The sequence below is a fragment of the Marinobacter sp. PE14 genome (genome assembly GCF_053566155.1).
In genome coordinates this window covers 160,102-182,209 of sequence record NZ_JBQXNY010000006.1, presented here as the reverse complement: position 1 = coordinate 182,209, position 22,108 = coordinate 160,102, and the positions used below count along the sequence as shown (strand labels likewise).

The 22,108-nt window shown below is 58.3% G+C and carries 16 protein-coding genes and 1 tRNA gene; 12 read left to right on the top strand and 5 right to left on the bottom strand.

From position 1 onward, the window contains the following. The first annotated feature begins 3 nt into the window (after positions 1-3). Genes panB through pgi form a run of 3 tightly spaced genes read left to right on the top strand, consistent with a single transcriptional unit; the run spans position 4 to position 3,327 of the window. The gene (panB, locus tag ACWJ62_RS18125; RefSeq protein ID WP_449287451.1) at positions 4-798 is read left to right on the top strand and encodes a 3-methyl-2-oxobutanoate hydroxymethyltransferase; all 795 of its coding nucleotides are present in this window, start codon (positions 4-6) and stop codon (positions 796-798) included. Next, the gene (gene panC, locus ACWJ62_RS18120; RefSeq protein ID WP_449287450.1) at positions 795-1,643 is read left to right on the top strand and encodes a pantoate--beta-alanine ligase; all 849 of its coding nucleotides are present in this window, start codon (positions 795-797) and stop codon (positions 1,641-1,643) included. The genes panB and panC overlap by 4 nt, the downstream gene beginning before the upstream one ends. Positions 1,644-1,665: 22 nt before the next feature. Continuing rightward, positions 1,666-3,327: a glucose-6-phosphate isomerase gene (gene pgi / locus ACWJ62_RS18115; protein WP_449287449.1), complete on the top strand. Its 1,662-nt coding sequence runs from the start codon at positions 1,666-1,668 to the stop codon at positions 3,325-3,327. On the opposite strand, the gene folK is transcribed toward pgi, so the two are convergent. Next, positions 3,310-3,834, bottom strand: a complete 525-nt coding sequence (gene folK / locus ACWJ62_RS18110; protein ID WP_449287448.1) for a 2-amino-4-hydroxy-6-hydroxymethyldihydropteridine diphosphokinase — start codon at positions 3,832-3,834, stop codon at positions 3,310-3,312. The genes pgi and folK overlap by 18 nt on opposite strands. Beyond that, the gene (locus ACWJ62_RS18105) at positions 3,834-4,190 is read right to left on the bottom strand and encodes a dihydroneopterin aldolase (RefSeq protein ID WP_449287447.1); all 357 of its coding nucleotides are present in this window, start codon (positions 4,188-4,190) and stop codon (positions 3,834-3,836) included. Before ACWJ62_RS18105 ends, folK begins: the two co-directional genes overlap by 1 nt. A gap of 140 nt (positions 4,191-4,330) precedes the next feature. Here ACWJ62_RS18105 and plsY point away from each other — a divergent pair, with 140 nt between their 5' ends. Further along, on the top strand, positions 4,331-4,921 hold the full coding sequence (gene plsY, locus ACWJ62_RS18100; protein WP_449287446.1) for a glycerol-3-phosphate 1-O-acyltransferase PlsY: 591 nt from the start codon (positions 4,331-4,333) through the stop codon (positions 4,919-4,921). Positions 4,922-4,924: 3 nt separating this feature from the next. Here plsY and tsaD read toward each other — a convergent pair whose 3' ends face one another. After that, positions 4,925-5,980: a tRNA (adenosine(37)-N6)-threonylcarbamoyltransferase complex transferase subunit TsaD gene (tsaD, locus tag ACWJ62_RS18095; protein ID WP_449287445.1), complete on the bottom strand. Its 1,056-nt coding sequence runs from the start codon at positions 5,978-5,980 to the stop codon at positions 4,925-4,927. A 238-nt stretch (positions 5,981-6,218) separates the two neighbouring features. Here tsaD and rpsU point away from each other — a divergent pair, with 238 nt between their 5' ends. From rpsU to ACWJ62_RS18055, 8 genes are all read left to right on the top strand, one after another. Next, entirely contained in the window at positions 6,219-6,434 is a 216-nt protein-coding gene (rpsU, locus tag ACWJ62_RS18090; protein WP_007153483.1) for a 30S ribosomal protein S21, read from the top strand. Positions 6,435-6,583: 149 nt separating this feature from the next. Further along, a complete protein-coding gene (gene dnaG / locus ACWJ62_RS18085) occupies positions 6,584-8,311 on the top strand; it encodes a DNA primase (RefSeq protein ID WP_449287444.1) in 1,728 nt (575 codons plus the stop codon). A gap of 133 nt (positions 8,312-8,444) precedes the next feature. Continuing rightward, on the top strand, positions 8,445-10,292 hold the full coding sequence (gene rpoD, locus ACWJ62_RS18080; protein WP_449287443.1) for an RNA polymerase sigma factor RpoD: 1,848 nt from the start codon (positions 8,445-8,447) through the stop codon (positions 10,290-10,292). Positions 10,293-10,388: 96 nt separating this feature from the next. Then, a tRNA-Ile gene (locus ACWJ62_RS18075) sits at positions 10,389-10,465 on the top strand. A 199-nt stretch (positions 10,466-10,664) separates the two neighbouring features. Then, the gene (gene aupA / locus ACWJ62_RS18070) at positions 10,665-12,002 is read left to right on the top strand and encodes an alkane uptake protein AupA (protein WP_449287442.1); all 1,338 of its coding nucleotides are present in this window, start codon (positions 10,665-10,667) and stop codon (positions 12,000-12,002) included. 12 nt (positions 12,003-12,014) lie between these two features. Beyond that, positions 12,015-15,242 (top strand): Ig-like domain-containing protein, encoded by a 3,228-nt coding sequence (locus tag ACWJ62_RS18065; RefSeq protein ID WP_449287441.1) that lies wholly within the window; start codon positions 12,015-12,017, stop codon positions 15,240-15,242. 158 nt (positions 15,243-15,400) lie between these two features. Beyond that, positions 15,401-17,695 carry a molybdopterin-dependent oxidoreductase gene (locus ACWJ62_RS18060; RefSeq protein ID WP_449287440.1) on the top strand — a complete coding sequence of 765 codons (2,295 nt, stop codon included), beginning with the start codon at positions 15,401-15,403 and terminating at the stop codon, positions 17,693-17,695. 19 nt (positions 17,696-17,714) lie between these two features. Further along, positions 17,715-18,176 (top strand): DUF2489 domain-containing protein, encoded by a 462-nt coding sequence (locus ACWJ62_RS18055; RefSeq protein WP_449287439.1) that lies wholly within the window; start codon positions 17,715-17,717, stop codon positions 18,174-18,176. Between the two features lie 338 nt (positions 18,177-18,514). On the opposite strand, the gene ACWJ62_RS18050 is transcribed toward ACWJ62_RS18055, so the two are convergent. Further along, entirely contained in the window at positions 18,515-19,879 is a 1,365-nt protein-coding gene (locus tag ACWJ62_RS18050) for an HDOD domain-containing protein (RefSeq protein WP_449287438.1), read from the bottom strand. Positions 19,880-20,030: 151 nt separating this feature from the next. Further along, positions 20,031-22,106 (bottom strand): ATP-dependent DNA helicase RecG, encoded by a 2,076-nt coding sequence (gene recG / locus ACWJ62_RS18045; protein WP_449287437.1) that lies wholly within the window; start codon positions 22,104-22,106, stop codon positions 20,031-20,033. Between the last annotated feature and the right edge of the window lie 2 nt (positions 22,107-22,108).

Sequence of the window (22,108 nt, the reverse complement as noted above, 5' to 3'; positions counted from 1 at the left end):
TCTATGGCTGTTACCATCAATACCCTGCGTGAGTTCAAGCAGAAGGGCGAAGCCTTCTCTGCCCTTACCTCCTATGACGCCACCTTTTCCCAGGTGGTCAGCGAAGCGGGCGTTCACGTAATCCTGATTGGCGACTCCCTCGGCATGGTACTCCAGGGACATGACAGCACCCTGCCGGTGACCATGGACCAGATGGTGTATCACGTCAGCTGCGTGGCCAAAGGAAACCGTGGGTCCCTGATCATGGCCGACATGCCCTTCATGAGTTACGGCACGGTGGAGTCTGCCCTCGAAAACGCAGCAGAACTGATGCGCGCGGGCGCCCACATGGTAAAACTCGAGGGTACGGACTGGATGAAAGAAACCATTACTGCTCTGACCGAGCGCGCCGTGCCCGTGTGTGCGCACCTTGGCCTGACGCCGCAGTTCGTCAATAAATTTGGCGGCTACAAGGTCCAGGGCCGTGATGAGAAAGCGGCGGAGATGATGATCGAGCACGCCTGCGAGCTGGAAGCCGCCGGCGCCGATGTCATCCTGCTGGAGTGCGTTCCCGCGCCGCTGGCGGCGCGCATCGCCCAGGCCGTCAAAGCACCTGTCATCGGGATAGGTGCCGGGCCAGACACCGACGGACAGATTCTGGTATTGCACGATATGCTGGGTATTACCACTGGCCGCAAGCCACGATTCGTCAAGAACTTCCTGGCTGAAACAGATTCGGTACAGGAAGCCCTCCAGGCCTACGTGAAAGCGGTAGGTGAGCGCTCATTCCCCGCTGAGGAGCATACGTTCAAGGCATGAGAACCGTACATTCCCTGAAAGAATTGAGAACCATCCTTCGCGGCTACCGGCAGCAGGGCAAGACCATCGGCCTGGTGCCCACCATGGGCAACCTGCACGAAGGCCATATCTCGCTGGTGCGCAAAGCGGCGGAGATGGCGGATGTGGTGGTCACCAGCATCTTCGTGAATCCGATGCAGTTCGGAGCCGGCGAAGATCTTGAGACCTACCCGAGAACCCTGGCTGAAGACCAGGACAAGCTCGCCTCGGCCGGCAACACACTGGTATTCGCGCCCGCCGCCGAGGAAATCTATCCGGAAGGGCTGGCAAGTCAGACCCAGGTGGTCGTGCCGGATGTCAGCGATGGCCACTGTGGCGCCAGTCGCCCGGGTCACTTCGAGGGCGTAGCCACGGTGGTCACCATGCTGTTCAATATGGTGCAGCCGGACTTTGCCGTATTCGGCGAGAAGGATTTTCAGCAACTGGCCGTGATCCGGAAAATGGTCCGAGATCTGATGCTCCCTGTGGATGTGGTGGGCGGCCCCACGGTGAGAGAGGACGACGGCCTGGCGAAAAGCTCGCGCAATGGTTACCTGACGCCTCAGGAACGGCAAATCGCGCCGGCGGTCTACCAGACTCTTCAGGCCACGGCGGCCAAGATCACCGATGGTCGTACAGACTTCCAGGCTCTGGAAACCGAAGCTGAGCAAAGTCTCGGGGACGCAGGGCTCAGGCCGGATTACTTCAATATCGTCAACAGTCAGACACTCAAACCGGCGACGGCCGAGGATCGGGAGATTACCATCCTGACGGCAGCTTTCCTGGGCACCACCCGTTTGATCGATAACCTGTCCCTGACCCGATAAGCCAACAGAAAAGGAACCTCTGATGCCCGCACATCCTGCAGTACTGACCTCGAAACCCGAATGGCAGACACTGAAGGAGCAACGGCAACGCCTGGACGGCGTTCTCATGAAGGATCTGTTCAACCAGGATCCCGGGCGGGCAAAGCGCTATTTTATTGAAGGCGCAGGACTGTCACTGGATTTTTCCAAGAATCGGATCACTGACGAAGTGCTCGACGCTCTTCTGGCGCTGGCCAGCGGCTGCAACCTGGAAGCAAGGCGGGAGGCCTTGCTCAGCGGAGCGAGAGTCAACGTTACCGAAAACCGTCCTGCCCTGCACACGGCATTGCGCAACCCGGGAACCGACGCCATCACCGTTGACGGCGAAGACGTAGTCGCCGAGGTGCAGCGCACCCTGCAACGCATGGAAAGCCTGGTGGAAGAGGTGTTGGGCCAACGCCGCACCGGTTACACCGGCAAGCCTTTCACCGATGTGGTAAGCATCGGTATCGGCGGCTCCTACCTGGGACCGAAGCTGGTGGGCGAAGCCCTTCAACCCTATGCCCAGGCCGGCATTCGCTGCCATTACGTGGCCAACATTGATGGCACCGAGATTTGCGAGGCACTGCGCCAGGTCAATCCGGAAACCACTCTGTTCCTGATCCAGTCCAAGTCATTCCGCACCCAGGAGACCCTGGAGAACAGCAAAGTCGCGAAACAGTGGTTTCTTGATCACTGCGGTGATGAGCAGGCGGTTTCGCAGCACTTCATGGCCGTGACTGCCAATGTGCCGGCGGCGCAGGACTTCGGCATCGACCCGGAAAACGTCTTCCCGATGTGGGACTGGGTGGGCGGCCGTTACTCGCTGTGGTCAGCCATCGGGCTACCCATTGCCTTTACCGTTGGCATGGCCAACTTCCGTGCCCTGCTGGCCGGCGCCCATGCCATGGACCAACACTTCCGCAATGCGCCATTGGCGGAGAATCTGCCGGTGGTGATGGCCATGCTGGGCATCTGGTACACCAATTTCTGGGGTGCCGAGACCCATGCGATCCTGCCCTACGATCATTACCTTCGCAGCCTGCCCGATCACCTCCAGCAGCTGGATATGGAAAGCAACGGCAAGAGCGTGACGCAAGCGGGCTCCCCCCTCGCCTGGCAGTCGGGCCCGATCATCTGGGGCGGCGTCGGAGCCAATGGCCAGCACGCCTATCACCAGCTGATCCACCAGGGCACCCGTCTGATTCCGGCGGACTTCATCATACCCCTGAAAACCCACAATCCGGTGGCCACCCATCACGCCGACCTGTTTGCCAACTGTCTGAGCCAGTCCAGGGCCATGATGGCCGGGAAATCACTTGAGGAAGCCAGGGCCGAACTGAAAGCCGAAGGGCGGGATGAAAGCGAGATTGAACAGCTTGCGCCACACAAAGTAATCCCTGGCAACAAGCCAAGCAACACACTGGCTATGGAGAAGGTAACCCCGGAAACCGTGGGCGCGCTGATCGCGCTCTACGAGCACCGCACCTTTGTGCAGGGGGTTATCTGGGACGTGGATTCGTTTGACCAGTGGGGTGTGGAGCTCGGCAAGCAACTGGGCAAAGGCATCCTGCCGCGGCTATTGGGCGAGGAAGGTGGCAGCCAGGCCAGCGACAGCTCGACCGATCACCTCATTGAGCTGTTCCGCTCAACCGGCAGCGTGTGAAATCTGCCGACCCTGCCAGCTGAAGCCCACCGGCCAGAGCTTCTGGCCGGTATTGTACTCCCGCCATAACTGGCCATAGGTTTTCCCGCACACCGGGTGCTCTGCTTCAGGCGCTATGTCGGCCAATGGCCGAAGCACAAAAGCGTTTTTCAGGATTTCACCCCTTGGCAGTTCGACGCCATCGATGCGCCCGACGGCACTGCCATAGGTGAGAATATCGAGGTCCAGCGTTCGCGCACTGAATTTAGGCACATCCCGACGCCGGCCGTTATCCGCTTCCAACTGTTTGAAACGCCTCGAAAGCTCGGCCACCGACAGGGACGTATCAACGCCCACTACGAGGTTCAGGAAGGGAGAGCCATCAAATCCGACCGCTTCGCTGTCGTAGACCGGGGAGATGGTCAGCTCGCCAAACCAGGCGGAGAGCGCATCGAGCGCTGCCCTGACGTAGCGCTCCCTGTCGACATTGCTGCCAATACTGATGTAGACCCGTACGGCCGCTGCCATCACCGAACTCCCCTCTCGATTTTCACACCCACCGCCTGTGCCGCAGGTACGGCGCCCGGCTTGCGTATCGCCAACCGCAGCCACGTGATACCAAATTCATCCTGCAAGGTTTTCGAGAGCACCTCAGCGCCGTGCTCAAGGAGTTGCGGCCTGAGCGCCTGCAGACAGGTCTCCACCCGGGCACTGACCGCCGCATAATCCAGGGCATCGGCGACATCGTCTGTTTGACCCGGCACCCTGTTATCCCAGGCCATTTCCAGATCGATCAACAAGTTCTGGGTGACTTCCCTCTCCCAGTCGTAAACGCCGACCACAGTTTCCACAACGAGGCCTTCGATCAATACAGTGTCTGCCAAGGGTACTCCGGAGTTCTTCCACTCTTTGGTGATTGAATAACGCACAACCAGGGGATACTGTGAAGAGAATGGCCTGCGCTTTCAGGGCGGGCATTTTCGCACATATTGGTTGTATACGTCTTTGCTTCCGAGCCCACAGCATGTTTCCCAGTGACCCGGTTTTAACGGTTTTACTCTGCGCCGCCGCTTACCTTGCAGGCTCGGTGCTGTTTGCCCTGCCGATCTGCCAACTCTGGAAACTCCCGGACCCGCGGGCGCAGGGTTCGGGCAATCCCGGCGCCACGAATGTCTACCGAACCGGCGGGTGGCCGCCAGCGCTGCTCACGCTTGCACTGGATGCCGCGAAAGGCTGGTTACCCGTTTGGCTGGCCCATGCCGCCGGTCTTTCCGTAATGGTTCAGGCTGTCGTTGCCTTGTGCGCTGTAACCGGCCACATGATCCCGATTTTCTATCGGTTCAAGGGTGGCAAAGGGGTCGCAACGGCGCTCGGGGCCGGCCTTGCGCTGGCGCCGGTCACAACGCTGATGATGGCCGCTATCTGGATGCTGGTGATCTGGCGCTGGCGCATTTCAGCGCTGGCCTCCCTGGTGGCGATTGTCAGTGGCCCGCTGATCAGTGTCTTCCTTGAGCCGGAAACCCTGCCCCTGTTCGGCCTGCTCGCGCTGCTCATCGTCGTTCGCCACCGCAACAACCTGATCCGGCTCGCCCAGGGCCGGGAAGCAGGGCTCTGAACGTCAGTCCACCAGGCCGGTGGATCTGGGCTCGTTGATCGGTGGCAGCGTATTCATCGGCCATCGGGGCACCGCCACAATCCGCTCTCCGTCCTGTTGACCCGCCTTCATCCGCTGGGCACCGGCGTAGGCGATCATTGCACCATTATCCGTGCAGAATTCCGGACGGGCGTAAAAGACGTGGGCTTTGAGCTTGTCGGCCATTTTCTCCAGGCCCGCCCGCAACCGTTTATTGGCGCTCACCCCCCCGGCAATGACCAGTCGCTTGCAGCCTGTCTGTTCCAGGGCCCGGCGGCACTTGATGGTGAGCGTATCGACCACGGCGGCCTCGAACGCCAGGGCAATATCCGCCCGGGTCTGGTCCGTCAGCCCCTCCGCCTCACGAGCAGCATTCACGGTATTGAGCGTGAAGGTTTTCAGGCCGCTAAAGCTGAAATCCAGGCCGGGACGGTCAGTCATCGGCCTCGGGAACCGATAACGGCCCTCAGTGCCGTTTTCCGCCAGCGCTGCCACCCGCGGGCCACCCGGGTAATCCAGACCGAGCATCTTGGCGGTCTTGTCGAAGGCCTCACCGGCAGCGTCGTCGACTGATTCTCCCAGCATTTGGTATTCACCAATGCCATCAACCCTTACCAACTGGGTATGGCCACCCGAAACAAGCAGTGCAACGAAGGGAAACGCGGGTGGATTATCCTCCAGCATGGGCGCCAGAAGGTGGCCCTCCATGTGATGCACACCGAGCACCGGCACACCCAGGGCAAACCCCAGCGAATGGGCTACCGCTCCCCCGACCATGAGCGCGCCGACCAGGCCCGGACCTGCGGTGTAGGCAATTCCCTCTATATCGGCACGACCTTTGCCGGCATCCGAAAGCACCTGATCGCACAGGGGCAGGAGCTTGCGAACGTGGTCCCGGGACGCCAGCTCAGGGACGACACCACCGTAATCGGCATGCATGTCGATCTGGCTGAACAGGGCGTGCCCCAGCAGGCCCGCTTCGGTGTCATAAAGCGCTACGCCAGTCTCATCGCAAGAGGTTTCTATACCTAGAATCAGCATAATCTCGGGCCACATTGGTTGGCGGAAATGAAAACGACGCGCATTTTAGCAGAAACCCCAAACCCACTGGCAGATTCATCGAACAAACATTGACCTTGCCATAATGCAGGCGCTATCATTGCCGCCCTAAAATATGCACTGGTCGAGTTTTAGCCAATCTGACCAGGGATCGAGAACCGGTCTGGCCTGGCCAGACGGACAAAATTGAAACCGAATCTATCAGGTAGGTGATTTTCGAATGCCAGCTGTTAAAGTGAAAGAGAATGAACCGTTTGACGTAGCACTGCGTCGCTTCAAGCGTTCCTGCGAAAAAGCGGGTGTACTTTCTGAAGTACGTCGTCGTGAGCACTACGAGAAGCCGACCGCTGTTCGTAAGCGCAAAGCAGCCGCTGCCGTTAAGCGTCATCTCAAGAAGCTTCAGCGGGAACAGCGCAAGTTCGAGCGTCTGTACTAAGTTTTATCTGACGCCGCTTGACTGCAAAGCACTGATTGCCTGTACAGCCGCAGGCTGCACAGAGCGACTCAAAAATGCCGCCGAGGCCTGGCTTCGGCGGCATTTTTGGCTATTGGCCAACTCCGATGACGGCCTGATGTGGAGCCCCCATGAGCGGACTGATCCCTCAACAGTTTGTTGAAAACCTGCTGGATCGTATCGACCTGGCGGAACTGATCGGTTCGCGCATTACCCTCAAGAAGGCCGGGGCCAACTACAAGGCCTGCTGCCCGTTCCACGATGAGAAAACACCCTCATTCAACGTGCGGCCGGACAAAGGCTTTTATCATTGTTTCGGGTGCGGCGCCCATGGCGATGCCATCAGCTTTGTCAGGGAGTTTGAAGGCCTGGGTTTTACCGAGGCGGTAGAGGAACTGGCCAAGCGGGTTGGTCTCGAAGTGCCCTACGACCGGGCCGCAAAGCAGGAAATCCAGCAGGCGCGAACGCTGACCGATGCACTGGACTTTGCCAGTCGCTTCTATCAATCCGCGCTCAAGGGTCAGCAAGGTGCCTATGCCCGGGACTACCTGCAACAACGAGGCCTGGACAACACCATTATTGAGCAGTACCAGGTGGGCTATGCGCCCTCAACTGGCACGGCGCTGTTCGATGTTGCCAGCAAGGACCTGCAGGGTCCGCTGATTGAAACCGGCACGGTTTCCGACAAGTACGGCAAACCCAGGGACCTGTTCCGCAACCGGGTGATGTTCCCGATTCGTAATAGCCGGGGCAGAACCGTGGCCTTCGGCGGCCGCACCCTGGGAGACGACAAGGCGAAATACATCAACTCCCCGGAGTCGGATGTGTTTCACAAGAGCCGCGAGATTTACGGGCTTTTCGAGGCCAAGCAGGCCATCCGGCAGCTGGACAAGCTACTGGTGGTTGAAGGCTACATGGATGTGATCGCCCTCGCCCAGCACGGCATTCACTATGCGGTTGCGACGCTGGGCACAGCAACGAACCAGGATAGTCTCACAGCGCTATTGAAGCAGGTTAGACACATCGTGTTCTGCTTCGACGGCGACCAGGCGGGCTTCCGGGCCGCGGACAGGGCCATGGAGAACGCACTGGAACTGATGGCCGATGGCCTTCACCTCCAATTCCTGATGCTGCCCCAGGGCGAGGACCCGGACACCCTCGTGCGCAAGGAGGGGCCGGAAGCGTTCCAGAAGCGCATTGAAGGGGCAACGCCTCTGTCTCGCTACCTGTTTGACCGGCAGAGCGAAGGGCTGGACCTGCAACTGCCAGAGCACCGGGGCGAATTGCGAGCCAGGGTCGAACCCCTGCTCAACAAGATGCCCAGAAGCACCCTCCGGGATGCCATGTGGCACGAGATGCTCCGCCTTTGTGGTGGCCGGAACCAGTGGCAGAGCCGCCAGCAGGGGCAGAAAGGACGCTGGAACGGCGAGCGACGGGATCGGGTTTCCGAAGATCGGATTGATGTGAAGCTCAGCAAGGACAGCATTCTGTGCCTTGCCCTGCTGGAAGCACCGGACCTGGCCACCGAGGTGACCGAACTGGCCCGCAGCTCACGGCAATTCAATCAGGCCCGGAATTTTGCCGAGTGGATTCTGGCAAACGACATCCGGGACCGGAAAACACTGGTGCGCACGCTGGCACTGGATACGGGCGCTCGTGAGCGCTTTTACCACCTGTTTGACGGGATCGAGCATATTCCGGCGCGGGAGAGCACGCTGGCCGCCGCCCGTGAGCTTCTGAGCCCAAACGAAGAGGCATCCCGCCAGCAGCGGCTTGCCACACTATTGAGAAATCTGTCGAACCTCACAAGCGAGGAACGACAGGAGCTGAGAGCCCTGAGCAGTGGCACCGGGGACTAGCAGCACTTGAAACTTGACGCACTGATCACCATCTAACGTTTGAGCCTAGGCTCCTTGGTGGCAGAGCAACTAAGCGACAGCTATAATGGCTGTTTAACTTTTTTCCTTTTAAAAGCGAGTTTACAGGGTGTCTATGTCAGGCAATTCGCAGAAATCACGTTTGAAAGACCTCATTGCACGAGGCAAGGAACAAGGTTACCTGACTTACGCCGAGGTAAATGACCACCTCCCGGAAGACATCGCTGACCCGGATCAGGTCGAAGACATCATTCGCATGATCAACGACATGGGTATCCAGGTGTGCGAAGAAACACCAGACGCCGATACCCTGTTGATGACCGAGGGCGACTCAACCGCTGACGAAGCTGCCGCCGCGGAAGCCGCTGCCGCTCTGGCCGCTGTAGAGACCGATGCCGGCCGCACTACGGATCCCGTGCGCATGTACATGCGCGAGATGGGCACCGTAGAGCTACTGACCCGCGAGGGCGAGATCGTCATCGCCAAACGTATCGAAGAAGGCATCCGCGATGTGATGGCCGCCGTTGCCCATTTCCCGGGTACCGCGGGCACTGTCATTCAGGCCTACGACCGAATTCTGGAAAACGAAGGTCGCATCAGCGACATCGTAACCGGCTTCCTGGACCCGGATGACGCCGAACCGTTCATGGGCGAAGAAACTACCGCCGAGAGCTCTGACGATTCCGACTCTTCGTCGGACGATGATGACGACGACTCGGAAGAAGAAACCGACAACGGTCCGGATCCGGAAGAGACCCGTCTGCGTTTCGAGCTGCTCAATGAAAAACTCGACGCTGCCAACAAGGCGCTGGCCAAGCATGGCCGCTCCGACAAGAAAACTCAGGAAGCTCTGAACGAGCTTGGCCAGGTATTCGCACCGTTCAAACTAGCTAACAAGGCATTCGACGAGCTGGTGAACGTGGTTCGCTCCACCAACGACCTCGTTCGTGAGAACGAGCGCGCGATCATGCAGATCTGTGTTCGCGAGTGCAAAATGCCCCGCAAGGACTTCATCAAGTCGTTCCCGGGCAACGAGATCAATCTGGAATGGGCCGAGAAGATCGCCAAGAGCAAGAAGCCTTTCGCAGCCCCCATAGCCGAGCGTATTGACGAAATTGTTCGCCTGCAAAAGCGTATCCAGAACGTGCAGACTGAAGTGGATCTGGACGTAGCCGATATCAAGGAAATCAACCGTCGCGTCTCCATCGGTGAAGCCAAGGCCCGCCGTGCCAAGAAGGAAATGGTTGAGGCTAACCTGCGTCTGGTTATTTCCATTGCCAAGAAGTATACCAACCGTGGGCTTCAGTTCCTTGACCTGATCCAGGAAGGCAACATCGGCCTCATGAAGGCCGTCGACAAATTCGAGTACCGTCGTGGCTACAAGTTCTCGACCTACGCCACCTGGTGGATTCGTCAGGCCATAACCCGCTCTATCGCGGACCAGGCACGCACCATCCGTATTCCGGTGCACATGATTGAGACTATCAACAAGCTCAACCGGATCTCCCGCCAGATGCTGCAGGAAATGGGCCGCGAACCGACACCGGAAGAGCTTGGCGAGCGCATGGAAATGCCTGAGGACAAGATCCGCAAGGTACTTAAGATTGCGAAAGAGCCGATCTCTATGGAAACACCGATCGGCGACGACGAAGACAGCCACTTGGGCGACTTCATTGAGGATATCCAGGCCCTGTCCCCGGTGGATTCGGCCACGGCCGAAGGCCTTCGCGAGTCGACCCGAATGGTACTGGCTGGCCTTACCGCCCGCGAGTCGAAGGTATTGCGGATGCGTTTCGGCATCGAGATGAACACCGACCACACCCTGGAAGAAGTCGGCAAGCAGTTCGACGTCACCCGGGAGCGGATCCGTCAGATCGAAGCCAAGGCTCTGCGCAAACTGCGCCACCCGTCACGCTCCGATCACCTGCGTGGCTTCATCGACGATCAGGGCAATCAGGGATAATTTCCCAAACAGTAGCGGGCGCCACACCTCACCGGTATAATGGCGCCCGCTTTGTTTCCCCCCAGGAAACACCTTTCAAAACAGCATTCGCTGAACGGGCCTATAGCTCAGTTGGTTAGAGCAGGGGACTCATAATCCCTTGGTCGCTGGTTCGAGTCCAGCTGGGCCCACCATTCCCTGTGTTTGTATTCAGTCCAATAAATGTTCAAGCCGTGACAATCGCTTGTCGATACATGGTTCTGCAGCCCTTCATTTTCGTCAAAAAAGCCAACGTCCCCCAAAGACAAGCCGAATACACTACCTCCTGAACAAAAATACCAGCCGCCCTTTCGCGGCCCGAGTATAAAAACAACGAAGTAATGGAGTGTATCAATGGCTTTTTCCTCCCGTTCCCGGTCAAGGGCACTTTCCCTTGCGATCGCCACCGCCTCTGTCGGTTTCTCTGTTTCCGTTCATGCCAGTATGGGCAACATCGGCACCACCTATGGCGTGATGCCCGTGGATGTTGCTACAGCCCAGTCACTGTCCATGTTCAATGACCAGGTGTCAGCCACCTATTACAATCCTGCCTACCTCACGAAAGACGAGCGGGGGGAACTGACGGCAGGCATTCTGCACGCAGAGCAGGAGCTGCGTTCTGCGAATCCGAATGCCAACGGCGACATCCTGGCCAACTCTCCCAGCCAGCACGTGCTGATCGGCATGAAAACCAATCTGGGGTCGTTGACTCGCTTCAAGCACCCGATCTATCTGGGCTTCATTGCCGGGGTCGAGAAATACGGTAAGGAAATGCTGGCGTTCGATTCGCAGACCACGGAGAACGGCCAGTTCCTACAGTACGGGAAGGAGCCTTTGTTCCTGAACATTGGTGGCGCAACGCCACTCTGGCGCGGAATCTCCGCCGGGGCGTCGGTGCGTGTTACCCTGGACGCCCAGGCAAACCTCGATGCGGTCTCGACTCTGGGCGGTGAAACCAGCCGCGAGCGGCTTGCAGTCAATGCTGAACCTTCCCTGAAAACCATTCTTGGAACCAGCATTGATCTGGGCAGCACGTTTTGCCCGGACAGCGACTGCTTCCTGAGCGGTTGGGAAACCGCATTCACCTATCGAACGAAGTCAGCAGCCTCTACATCCGTGGATTCCAACATCATTGTTACCCAGACCATTCCTGATCCCGGCCTTAGCCTGGCGGTATCGACCATTGATTCCTTCCAACCGGAAACCTTCGGTTTTGGCGCCCAGTACAAGGGCGAAAACTGGCGGATTGGTGGCAGCGTGGAGCAGCAGAACTGGTCAGAGCTTGAGAACGAGTTTTCCTCCGACACCATCAAGGACCAGCAGTCCGTTGCACCGGGCAGCCGGATCAAATTCGACGACGTGCTCGTTCCAAGGATCGGTGCCGAATATGCCCTCAACAAGAACTTTTCCGTTCGCGGCGGCGTTGCCTATGAAGAGTCTCCACTGAAGTCTACCCGCAACCCGGAAATCAATTATCTCGATACCGACAAAATCGTGGTCGGCCTTGGCCTGAGCGCCACCTATGACCGCACCCGTCTGCTGGCCTACCCCGTCCGTCTGGACATTGGTTACCAGTACCAGCAGCTGCAGGAGCGCGATTTCACACTGGTGGATTTTGACGGCAACGAAACGCCCGTAACTGCAGACGGCGACGTTCACGTTGTCAGCGGCTCCATCACCCTGAAGTTTTAAGGAGGGCACGCCATGAAGTACAACAAAACACTGGCACTGATACCCGCCCTGTTGCTGGCCGCCTGTGGTGGCGACGAACAGACCATGAATGAGAAAGTCTCTCCCGGGTCGGTGGTTTATTCCTACCCGGCTGATGGCCAGCCAGATGTCAGCCCGAAAGCAAACATTGTTCTGCGCTTCAGCCATGCGTTGACCGATGAGGATGCAGATCTTCAAAACAAGATTTTGCTGCAATCGCAGGGACAGCCACAGCCCTTTTCCATCAGCCGGATTGACGGCGGCAAAAGCCTGAAACTGTCGCCCTCGTCGGAACTCGACAAGCTCGGCGACTACACGGTGACGTTCAGCGAACCGCTGGCTGCGGAGGGCGGTCGCCAGATCGACACCCCTAACGCGGTCGGCGATGCCGGCATCCAGTTCGAGACTCGGGGAAGTTTCTCCGGACCAGCAAGCATAACCAACTCGGCCGCGGATTTTGGTATCGCCTGGCAAGTTCCGGCAAACAACAGTCCGTTCGAGGCCATGAACTTCTCCACATTCCGCCTGGCCATGACCCACCCGATCCATCCGGACTGGAAGGCTCTCGGCGGTTCCATCCAGCTCCTGGATGGCAACGGAGAGGCTGTTCCAGCGATGGTACTGGTGAAAGGCAACCGGGTAACGGTGGACCCCTGTCTGGTCGAGGCTCCCAGGGAATGTGGTAGCAAGGACGATGTCCTGGACACCAGCCAGACCTATACCCTGCGTCTGGAAAACCTGGCCAGCCTGACTTCGCCCGAAGCGGACCGGTTCAGCGAGGAGATCACATTCACGCCCCGCGAGACAGGCCCAACGGTCGTACTTCAGCAGTCTGCTGTCGATTCCGGGCTGGCCGCAGGTACTGCGGAACAAGACGTGACCCGATCCGTCCTGAACGGCCAGGTCATTAACGGCGTAACGCTCAACTCGGTGCTCCAGGGAGAAGCAGGCCCCTCCCAACAGACCGGCGACCTGTTTGCAGAGCTGGCTTATGCGCCGGCATTCGAGGCTGATGAAGCACTTCCATTGCGTATCGCCCGGGGCAGTGTCTTGAACAGTACCAGTCTGGATGTTCTGGTGGGCGGCGAGGTTCCCGTGCTGGACGCTGCTACCGGCCAACTTCAGACCACCGGCAACATCAAGGTCACCATGTTGTCAGACGCATCCGGCTACCTGAGCCCCAACCCCTACACCGATGACATTAACGCGCCCAGACATATCTCGCTGTTTATGGATGTCTCCATGAACACCGAAAATGCCCAGCCCAATGCAGCGCTCTCTCAGGATCTGATGGGGGTAGAGTTGCGCGGCATCGCGCTGGTGCAGGATGGTGTACTGACCATCGATGCCATCGGAATGGTGGAACCAAACCTTCTCGGCCAGGAGTACACCGACTCGACCATCGCGTTCCATCTTCAGGCGGCCACCGATGCCGATTCGGTTCTGGACGCCGAGCTACTCCGCGAGCTTGACAGCACTGCGCCCAGCCTGGTCAGCTGGATGCCCGGACCGGACAACGCCATTCCGGATACGCGCCAGTCCATGCAGCGCCCCGGCGATCCGGTCATTCTGTTCTTTGATGAGCCCCTTGCCGCGGACTCCATTGATACCGGAATCTCATTGTTCGCGGATGGTGTTCCTGTTGAGACACTTGAGACACGACTGGACGGAACTGCCGTTATCCTGAATCCGGGCGATGGCCTTCGCCATGGCGTTGACTACGAAGTCGTCATTGATGGTTTGACCGATCTGGCCGGCAACCCAGCCACCGCGGCACCCTTACCGTTTTCACTGGATGATATTGGCGGCTCCACTGTAACTCGACGCCCTGCCCTGGCCCTGACCACCTATCCGGGATACCCCTGCGAAACCGACCATAGTCTGCTGGATCTCTCCGCCGGCGTACTGGGACAGTGCTATTCCGATGGAGGTGTGGGTGACACTCTACCAGTCAGCACCATGCCGTCAGATCGCCCCATTACTGTTGTCTTCTCCAAGTCCATGGACCTGAATTCCATTATTCAAGGCGACACGTTCACCGTTGAAAAAGTGAGCCAGGAGCCAAATGGTTCGGTCACGGTTCTGGAAAGCAACGTGCCTGGCCGGCTTGAAAAGAATCTCCAGCGGATCCGGTTCTACCCGGACCAGCCCTGGGGAGCCGACGCACACTATCGGTACACCCTGAAGTCATCAGAGGATGCAGGAAGCTGCGCCGCTGGAAGCTACACCTCAATTTGCGATTCCGACGGCCTGGCGTTGAAAACCGACCTGCTTGAAGGGCTTGATGACGGGGGTGGCAACAACGGTCCGGATGACATGGTGATCTATTTCACCGGAACCGAACCTATGGACAGCGTTTTCACGCCTCTGCGAAACCTGCCAGTTCGCGACACCAATGCCAACTTCATTGTCGACTGTGACTCCAACACCAACCCGGACTGTCTTGAGCCTTTTGACCACCAGGGCAGCGACCCTGATGGCTGGGCCGCTTCAGCCAATTCAACCAAACTGAGGGTTCGCAATAACGAGGCATCAGCCTCTCCGCCCGTGATAGTAGCCAGTACCGCCGATGCGCGGGTTGGCTGCGAGACCGGTGAGCGTTGCCCCAAAGATAAGTTCATCTACCAGACCTACGCCCTCAACACGGAAGTTATTGGCCCTGGCGTTTATGAGCCAACCGGCGATGAGGGGATTCTGGTCAACCTGTATCCCACGCAGTTGGCGACCACATCGATCAGTGTGTTCACAGAGCTTAAGGTTTTTGGATTTATCCCGCTTCAGGAAGAGTCCATTACCAATACCCAGGTCCTCCGCATGCGCTATGCGAAGGACGACCCGGCGTGTTCCGGCCCGGGCTGCAGCCGCTCTGGCCTGATACCCGGGGTAATAACCGAGGGTGAAAATGGCCAGCCGGTCTTCAAGACCCGGGCCGAATTGATGCTCGATGCGCCCGATATGGAAATCCCGCTGGGGGGCCGCCACGACCTGTACGGTCGGGAGTTTGTGCTTGAACTGGAGGGCAATATCACCTTCTTCGATGACGGCCGGATGCAGATTGAGCAACGCAACTCCAACCTGGTCGACATCAATGTTCGGGCGCGGGCGCTTGGGGTGCCTGGCGGCGAAATCGTGACGATTGATCTGCCCCTGCAAATCCCCGAACAGGGGGTCTACCTCAACTTCATATCCAATCCGGTCAAAGAGATCCCGGCAGAGCCGTAAAACGCTCTGAAACCACTGCAAAGGGCCAGCCTTCGGGTTGGCCCTTTTTGCACAGGGCACAAGCGGTGGTTATTTCCCCATCCAAGCCATTTACTGCTAATCTGGTTGCAGATTGAAACTGCTATTGCAAAACAACAACCCTTCAGGAGAGCCCCTTCATGGAAAACGGCACCCACTATCGTACCTGTCACCTTTGCGAGGCCATGTGCGGTGTCGCGATCGAAATGAAGGACGGCCGGATTGCCTCCATCAAGGGCGATGAGAATGATCCACTGAGCCGGGGGCATATCTGCCCGAAAGCGGTTGCGCTGCAGGATCTGCATGAAGATCCGGACCGCCTGAAAAAGCCCATACGTAAAACCGGGACCGGCTGGCAGGAAATGGAGTGGGCCGAGGCGTTTGACCTCGTCGCCGAAAAACTCCACCAGACCCGCCAGGACCATGGCCGTAACAGTATCGGCGTTTACCTCGGCAACCCGAACGTGCACAACCATGGCTCTCTGGTTGCCACCATGCCATTGCTGCGGGCCATCGGAACCCAGAACCGGTTTTCAGCAACGTCCAACGATCAGCTGCCTCACATGCTCGCGAGTCTCGAGATGTTCGGGCACCAGGTTCTGTTCCCCATTCCCGATATCGATCACACGGATCTGTTTATCTGCATCGGTGCCAACCCCATGGCGTCCAATGGCAGCCTGATGACCGTTCCGGACTTCCGCGGGCGACTCAAGGCCCTGAAAGAGCGTGGCGGCAAGATGGTTGTGGTGGACCCCCGCCGCACCGAGACCGCGAAACTGGCCGACGAATTCCACTTCATCCGGCCCGGAAGCGATGCCCTGCTGATGATGGCCATGGTGCATACGTTGTTTGAAGAAGGCCTCGTGGATCCCGGCCCGGCCGAAAGGCTGGTGAAAGACGTCGACCTTCTGCGTCTGGCCGCCCTCAGCTTCACCCCGGAAGCGGTCAGCGCACACACCGGCATTTCCGCAGAAGACATTCGTGCCCTCGCCAGACAGCTCGCCACCACGCGAAAGGCGGCTCTTTACACGCGCATGGGAACAAGCACCCAGTCCTTTGGCGGTGTGGCAACCTGGCTGGCCTATTGCCTCAACATCCTGACCGGAAAACTGGACCTGCCAGGCGGCGTTCTGTTCTCGCAGCCGGCGATTGATCTGGTGGAGCTTGGCGCCATGGCCGGCCAGAAAGGTCACTTCGGCAAGCGCCACAGCCGCGTGAAGGGACTGCCTGAATTCGGCGGAGAATACCCGGCCAGCACCATGGCCGATGAGATGCTGACCCCTGGCGATGGGCAGATCCGGGCATTTGTCACCGTTGCCGGCAACCCGGTGCTCTCCAGCCCCAACGGGCGGCGCCTGGAAGAGGCTTTGGGTGGTCTCGATTTCATGGTTTCGGTGGACTACTACCTGAACGAAACCACCCGTCACGCGGATATCATTCTGCCACCGACAGCGGCGCTGGAACGCAGCCATTACGATCTGATTTTCAGCATGTTTGCAGTGCGCAATTTCGCGAAGTACAGCGAAGCACTCTTCGATGCCGGCCCGGGCGCCCGCCATGACTGGCAGATCTTACTGGAACTGGCCCACCGGCTGGAAAAGATCCGGAAAGGCGGGCGACTGCCCCTGCGCACGGAGCTCGGCTGGCGCGCCTTCAAGCAGATTGGCCCGGACCCGATCCTCGATCTGCTGTTACGCTCCGGCCCCTATGGCGCCGATGCCGGACGCGCGCGTGGATTGCTGCAGCCTGCGGTCGATCTGGTAATGGACATCTTGCCGAAACGACACCCGCTTCGTGGACTGGCCAAGCTCAGCCCCCTGAACCGCCACTGGCAGGAGCTACCGAAAGGGCTTTCCCTGAGTGCCCTGAAGGACAACCCGAACGGGGTCGATCTAGGCCCTCTCCAGCCGTCCCTGCCTGAACGCCTGTTTACCCGCGATGGCAAGATCAACCTTGCGCCAAGGCGCTACCTGGACGACCTTGGCAGGCTGCATGAGGCCCTGGCTGCGCCGGCCGGCGACTCCCTGCAACTGATTGGCCGGCGCCACGTCCGGAGCAACAACTCGTGGATGCACAACAGTCAGCGGCTGGTTAAGGGCAAGGACCGGTGCACCCTGATGATTCATCCCAAAGATGCCAGCCGCCTGGGTTTGCAGGCCGCTGACTCGGCAGAAATATCTTCGGAATCCAGGCAAATTGTCTTGCCGGTTGAGATTACCGAGGATGTCATGCCCGGGGTGGTATCCATTCCCCATGGCTGGGGGCATGACCGAGATGGCACTGGCCAGTCGGTGGCGGCTGCCCATGCCGGTGCCAGCATCAACGACTTGCTCAGCGACGGTCGAATTGATCCGCTCTCCGGCACTTCCGTATTGAATGGACAGTCCGTTGCTGTCAAAGTCTGGCGCCCGGAGCGCCAACGCAAACGGGCCTGATTCATAAAAGGAGCCGAAAATGCCCCAGTGGCTGCAGTGGAGTCTGATTATTGCCGGTCTCATCGCCATCGTTCTGCTGGCGGTTTTCATCCTGCGTCAGATGAGATTGCTTTCGGAAAATCGCAAACGGCAGGCCAAAGCCGAGGCGTTCCAGACCAACCGCAGAAACGACATGATTCGCAGTGTTCATGTTATTGCGATGGCGGTTGAAGAGGATCAGATCGAATATTCGGAAGCCTGTCTGAGACTCAAGGGCCTGCTGGACCACATTGCTCCGGAGTTGCTGGAGCAGTCCCCTTTCAGGGTATTCCAGGACGTGCATGACCAGTTGCAACACATGCCCACGCACCGGGCACGGCAGGCAACGGAGACAAAGTTTGTGGACAAAATGGACAAGGAACGTTTTGAGGTGGAACAGAAGCATGCCGATGCAATTCGCCGAGCCGCAACGGCTATCCGGCACCATTCCTTTTCAAGTTAGCACCAGCCACTAAAGCATCAACGAAACTGGTCAGACCTTATTTTTGTAACAATTTGTAACAGGGTTATCGGCAAAAAGGATAATTTAGCTTATCAAATCAAAAGGTTCTGACGCGGTGAAAAACTGACACTGCGATCATTCCTTCACGGTTACAACTGTTGACTTTTCTTTTCTCTATCAGGGTCTAAATTGAAAACAGGGAGGCACCTATCATCTGCGGCAGGTGCCACCTAACGTTGTTTTCTCCTGATAAGTTTGGACGACTCTGCAATAAAGCGGGTGAGCTTGCCGGCCTCTGGGCCGGCTTTTTTTGAGTTACAATATGCGGAATGCTGACCCTATTGGCTCATCATGCCGGCCATGGCCATAACGCTATCTTTGTTGTGGACCAGTTCGTCGAACTGTTCCTCAACCTGCCCACGGTCAAGCCCCAACTCGTCGTAGACTGCCGGATCAATCTCTTCACCGGCGCCCAGAGCTACACCTCGTGCCACTAGCAACTGCCGGCCGAGCCATAGCAAACGGGCATACACGCTGTTTGATCCACTGTAAAAGCGATTCTTCTGGTAACGAATTGCCAGTGTCACCTCGTCGGGCATGCCCCAGTTTTCCATGAGCTGGGCAGCAATCTGCTCTCGGGTAATTCCGAGCAAGTAGTGCTCAGTAACTGAGGAATCAATATCAGGATTTACTTCCAGGGAACGGCATACAAGTTTGAAATGTGGCGGAAACACTTGCGCCAGAACCAAGTGGCCAAAGTTGTGGAGAAGCCCTCCCAGATAGGCAAGACCAAATACAGGACGCTCTCCGCGGGGCATCATGCTGGCCAAAATACCGGCAGACTGGGCTTGCCAGATAGCCTGCTGCCAGTAATCCACATAACCTTCGGGATGATCCTGAGGCTGCTTTAATGCCCGCCCCAAAGAAAGGCCCATGGCCAGGTTCATGACGAGGTCGAATCCGAGAACTCGGGACACCGCATCATGCACTGATTTTACCTGGCCGGCGGCGGCATAGAACGAAGACGACGCCCAACTGACTACCTGCGCTGCCAAGCTTGGATCGCTCTCGACGATATCAACGAGGTCCCCCATCACAGCATTGGGGTTTACTCGTAAATGGATGATTCTCTGCGCGGTTTCAGGCAGTGGTGGTAACTCAAGCGTATCTTCAAGTCGCTGCTGTATTCTTAAACCGGTGAATTTTTTGATGGCCGAATGGAATTGATCCCGATCTCTGTCGTGGTCATCATAATTAACCGAAATGGATTCCAGGGCGACCGCAAGAGAGTGTCGATCGGCACTGGCTGTCAGAGCCTGAAAGTCCTCTGCAGGCATTACCATCGCGAGATTTTGTTCGCCAAGCTCCAACGCAACCGCAGAAAGTTGATCCACACGCTCATCAACAAGCGTTGGCCAGCCGGTCAATGACGGCAATGCTGGAAGCGCTTTAAGGCCTGCCCGCTCTCTCACCCGCACTTGCTCTCGGCGCTTCATGAGACGCAGATCCCGCCCGAGTTCCTTGTTCATCTGTTCTAAATCAATCAGATCGTCCTTGCGACAAATCACCTGAAGGTTACCTTGCTCATCAGTCAGCAAGACCATGCGCAGCAGTTCTTTTCGGCTGGCGGTGCTAGCATCCCTCAAGGATACACCCGCTGCGGTCTCACCCAGAGCCTGCTGAACTGCGACAGGTAATTCCATAAATATCTCCCGAATATTGCTGTTTTCCGCCCGATAACCCGAACCTGAAAATCATACTGAACCCAGTATAGGGCAAAGAAATGACCCTGACGTTGACTGAACTCTATTTCCAGAGCGCTTTCATACGCTTTCAGAGAATAAACGGACGCCTTTACACATCGCCGTAACGCGTTCTCTCACCGAGCCATCGTCTCACCAGAGCGCGGACAGTCTCCGGATGAGCCATCAGTCCTGGGGCCATTTTCCGGACTGGCTCGATCCAACCCTTGTCGCGTTCGAAGTCCGCCAGCCGAAACTGCATCATACCGGTTTGCCGAGTGCCCAACACTTCGCCCGGCCCACGAATCTCCAGGTCTTTCTCGGCGATACAGAAGCCATCCTGGCTGTCCCTGAGCGCCTGCAGGCGGGCCTTGCCATTGGCAGACAAGGGCGGGTGATACATCAAGACACAAAAACTCGCCTGCTCTCCCCGACCGACACGACCGCGAAGCTGATGCAACTGGGCCAGGCCCAGGCGTTCGGGATTCTCAATGATGATCAGCGAGGCATTGGGTACGTCAACGCCTACTTCAATGACCGTTGTGGCCACTAGCAGGTCAAGCTCGCCAACTTTGAACTGCTCCATCACCGCCGCCTTTTCCTGGGCCTTCAGCCGGCCATGCACCAGCCCCACTTTCAGGTCCGGCAATCGCTCGGCAAGCTCCTGGGCGGTCACCTCGGCAGCTTGACACTGCAGAGCCTCGGATTCCTCGATCAGGGTGCAAACCCAATAGGCCTGTCGACCTTCCCGGCAAGCGTCCCGAACCCGCTCAATCACATCATCCCTGCGGCTGTCGGGAATCACGATGGTTTCGATCGGCTTCCGTCCCGGAGGCAGTTCATCAATAACCGAGGTGTCCAGATCGGCGTAGGCGCTCATGGCAAGCGTACGGGGAATGGGTGTTGCCGTCATGATCAGCTGGTGAGGTGCCAATGAGCCACCGACGCCCTTCTCCCGCAAGGCCAGCCTCTGGTGGACGCCAAAACGATGCTGCTCATCGACGATGACCAGCGCAAGACGGTGGAACCTGACATCGTCCTGAAACAGGGCATGGGTGCCGATCACCACGGCGGCATCCCCTGACTGGACCGCTTCCAGCGTTTCGGCCCGGGTCTTTCCTTTTACCTTCCCGGATAGCCACGCGAGACGGATGCCCAGAGGCTCCAGCCATGCCCGGAAATTCTGAAAATGCTGTTCGGCAAGGATTTCGGTGGGCGCCATCAGGGCTACTTGTGCACCGGCGCCAATAGCCTGCAACGCCGCCAATGCCGCGACGACGGTCTTGCCCGAGCCAACATCACCCTGGACAAGCCGGAGCATCGGCAGTGGCTGGCTCAGGTTCTGACGGATATCGGCCAGCACATGGCGCTGGGCACCGGTGAGTGCAAAGGGCAGGGAATCCAGGAAACGCTCGGGCAAATCCCCCGTGGGCAGTAGCGGGAGCGCTTCACGAGCCTGAATCTGTTCACGCACCTGGAGCAAGCTCAGCTGATGGGCCAGCAGTTCTTCCATCACCAGGCGCTGTTGCGCCGGATGGCGTCCTTCCATAGGCAGGTTAACCGGCGCGCTGGCTGGCGGGGAATGCACCAGCTGGACAGCTTCGGTGATTCCGGGCAGCTGATACTCGGCCAGCAGGTTCCCGGGCAGCCAGTCACGAATCGGGAACCGCTCAAGATAGCCCAGCGCCTGCTGGCAGAGCGAGCGCACTCGAGGCTGCTGGATACCCTCTGTCAGCGGGTAAACCGGCGTCAGGGTCGCGTCACCTTCCGCCGGCATGGGCGGTGGATTGACTTGGTACTCCGGATGGTAGAACTCATAACCTGCGCGCCCGGGCCGGACTTCGCCAAAGCAGCGAACCCTTGCGCCCTCGCTCAACTGATTTTTCTGGGCCGCGTTGAAATGAAAAAAGCGCATCACCAGAAAGCCGCTGTTATCCCGGAGGGTCACTTGCAAACTGCGTCTGCGACCCATGATCAGGTCCGCTTTCATAACCTCCCCTTCCACCACGGCCACATCACCGATGCGAAGACTTCCCATGGGTATTACCCGGGTTCTGTCTTCGTATCGGTGAGGCAGGTGAAACAGCAGGTCCTGCAGGGAGGTAATACCCAGCTTGGCGAGCTTTTCTGCCAGGGCGTTTCCTACGCCCTTGAGCTGGGTGACCGGTATGTCATCCAGTGACGTCATAG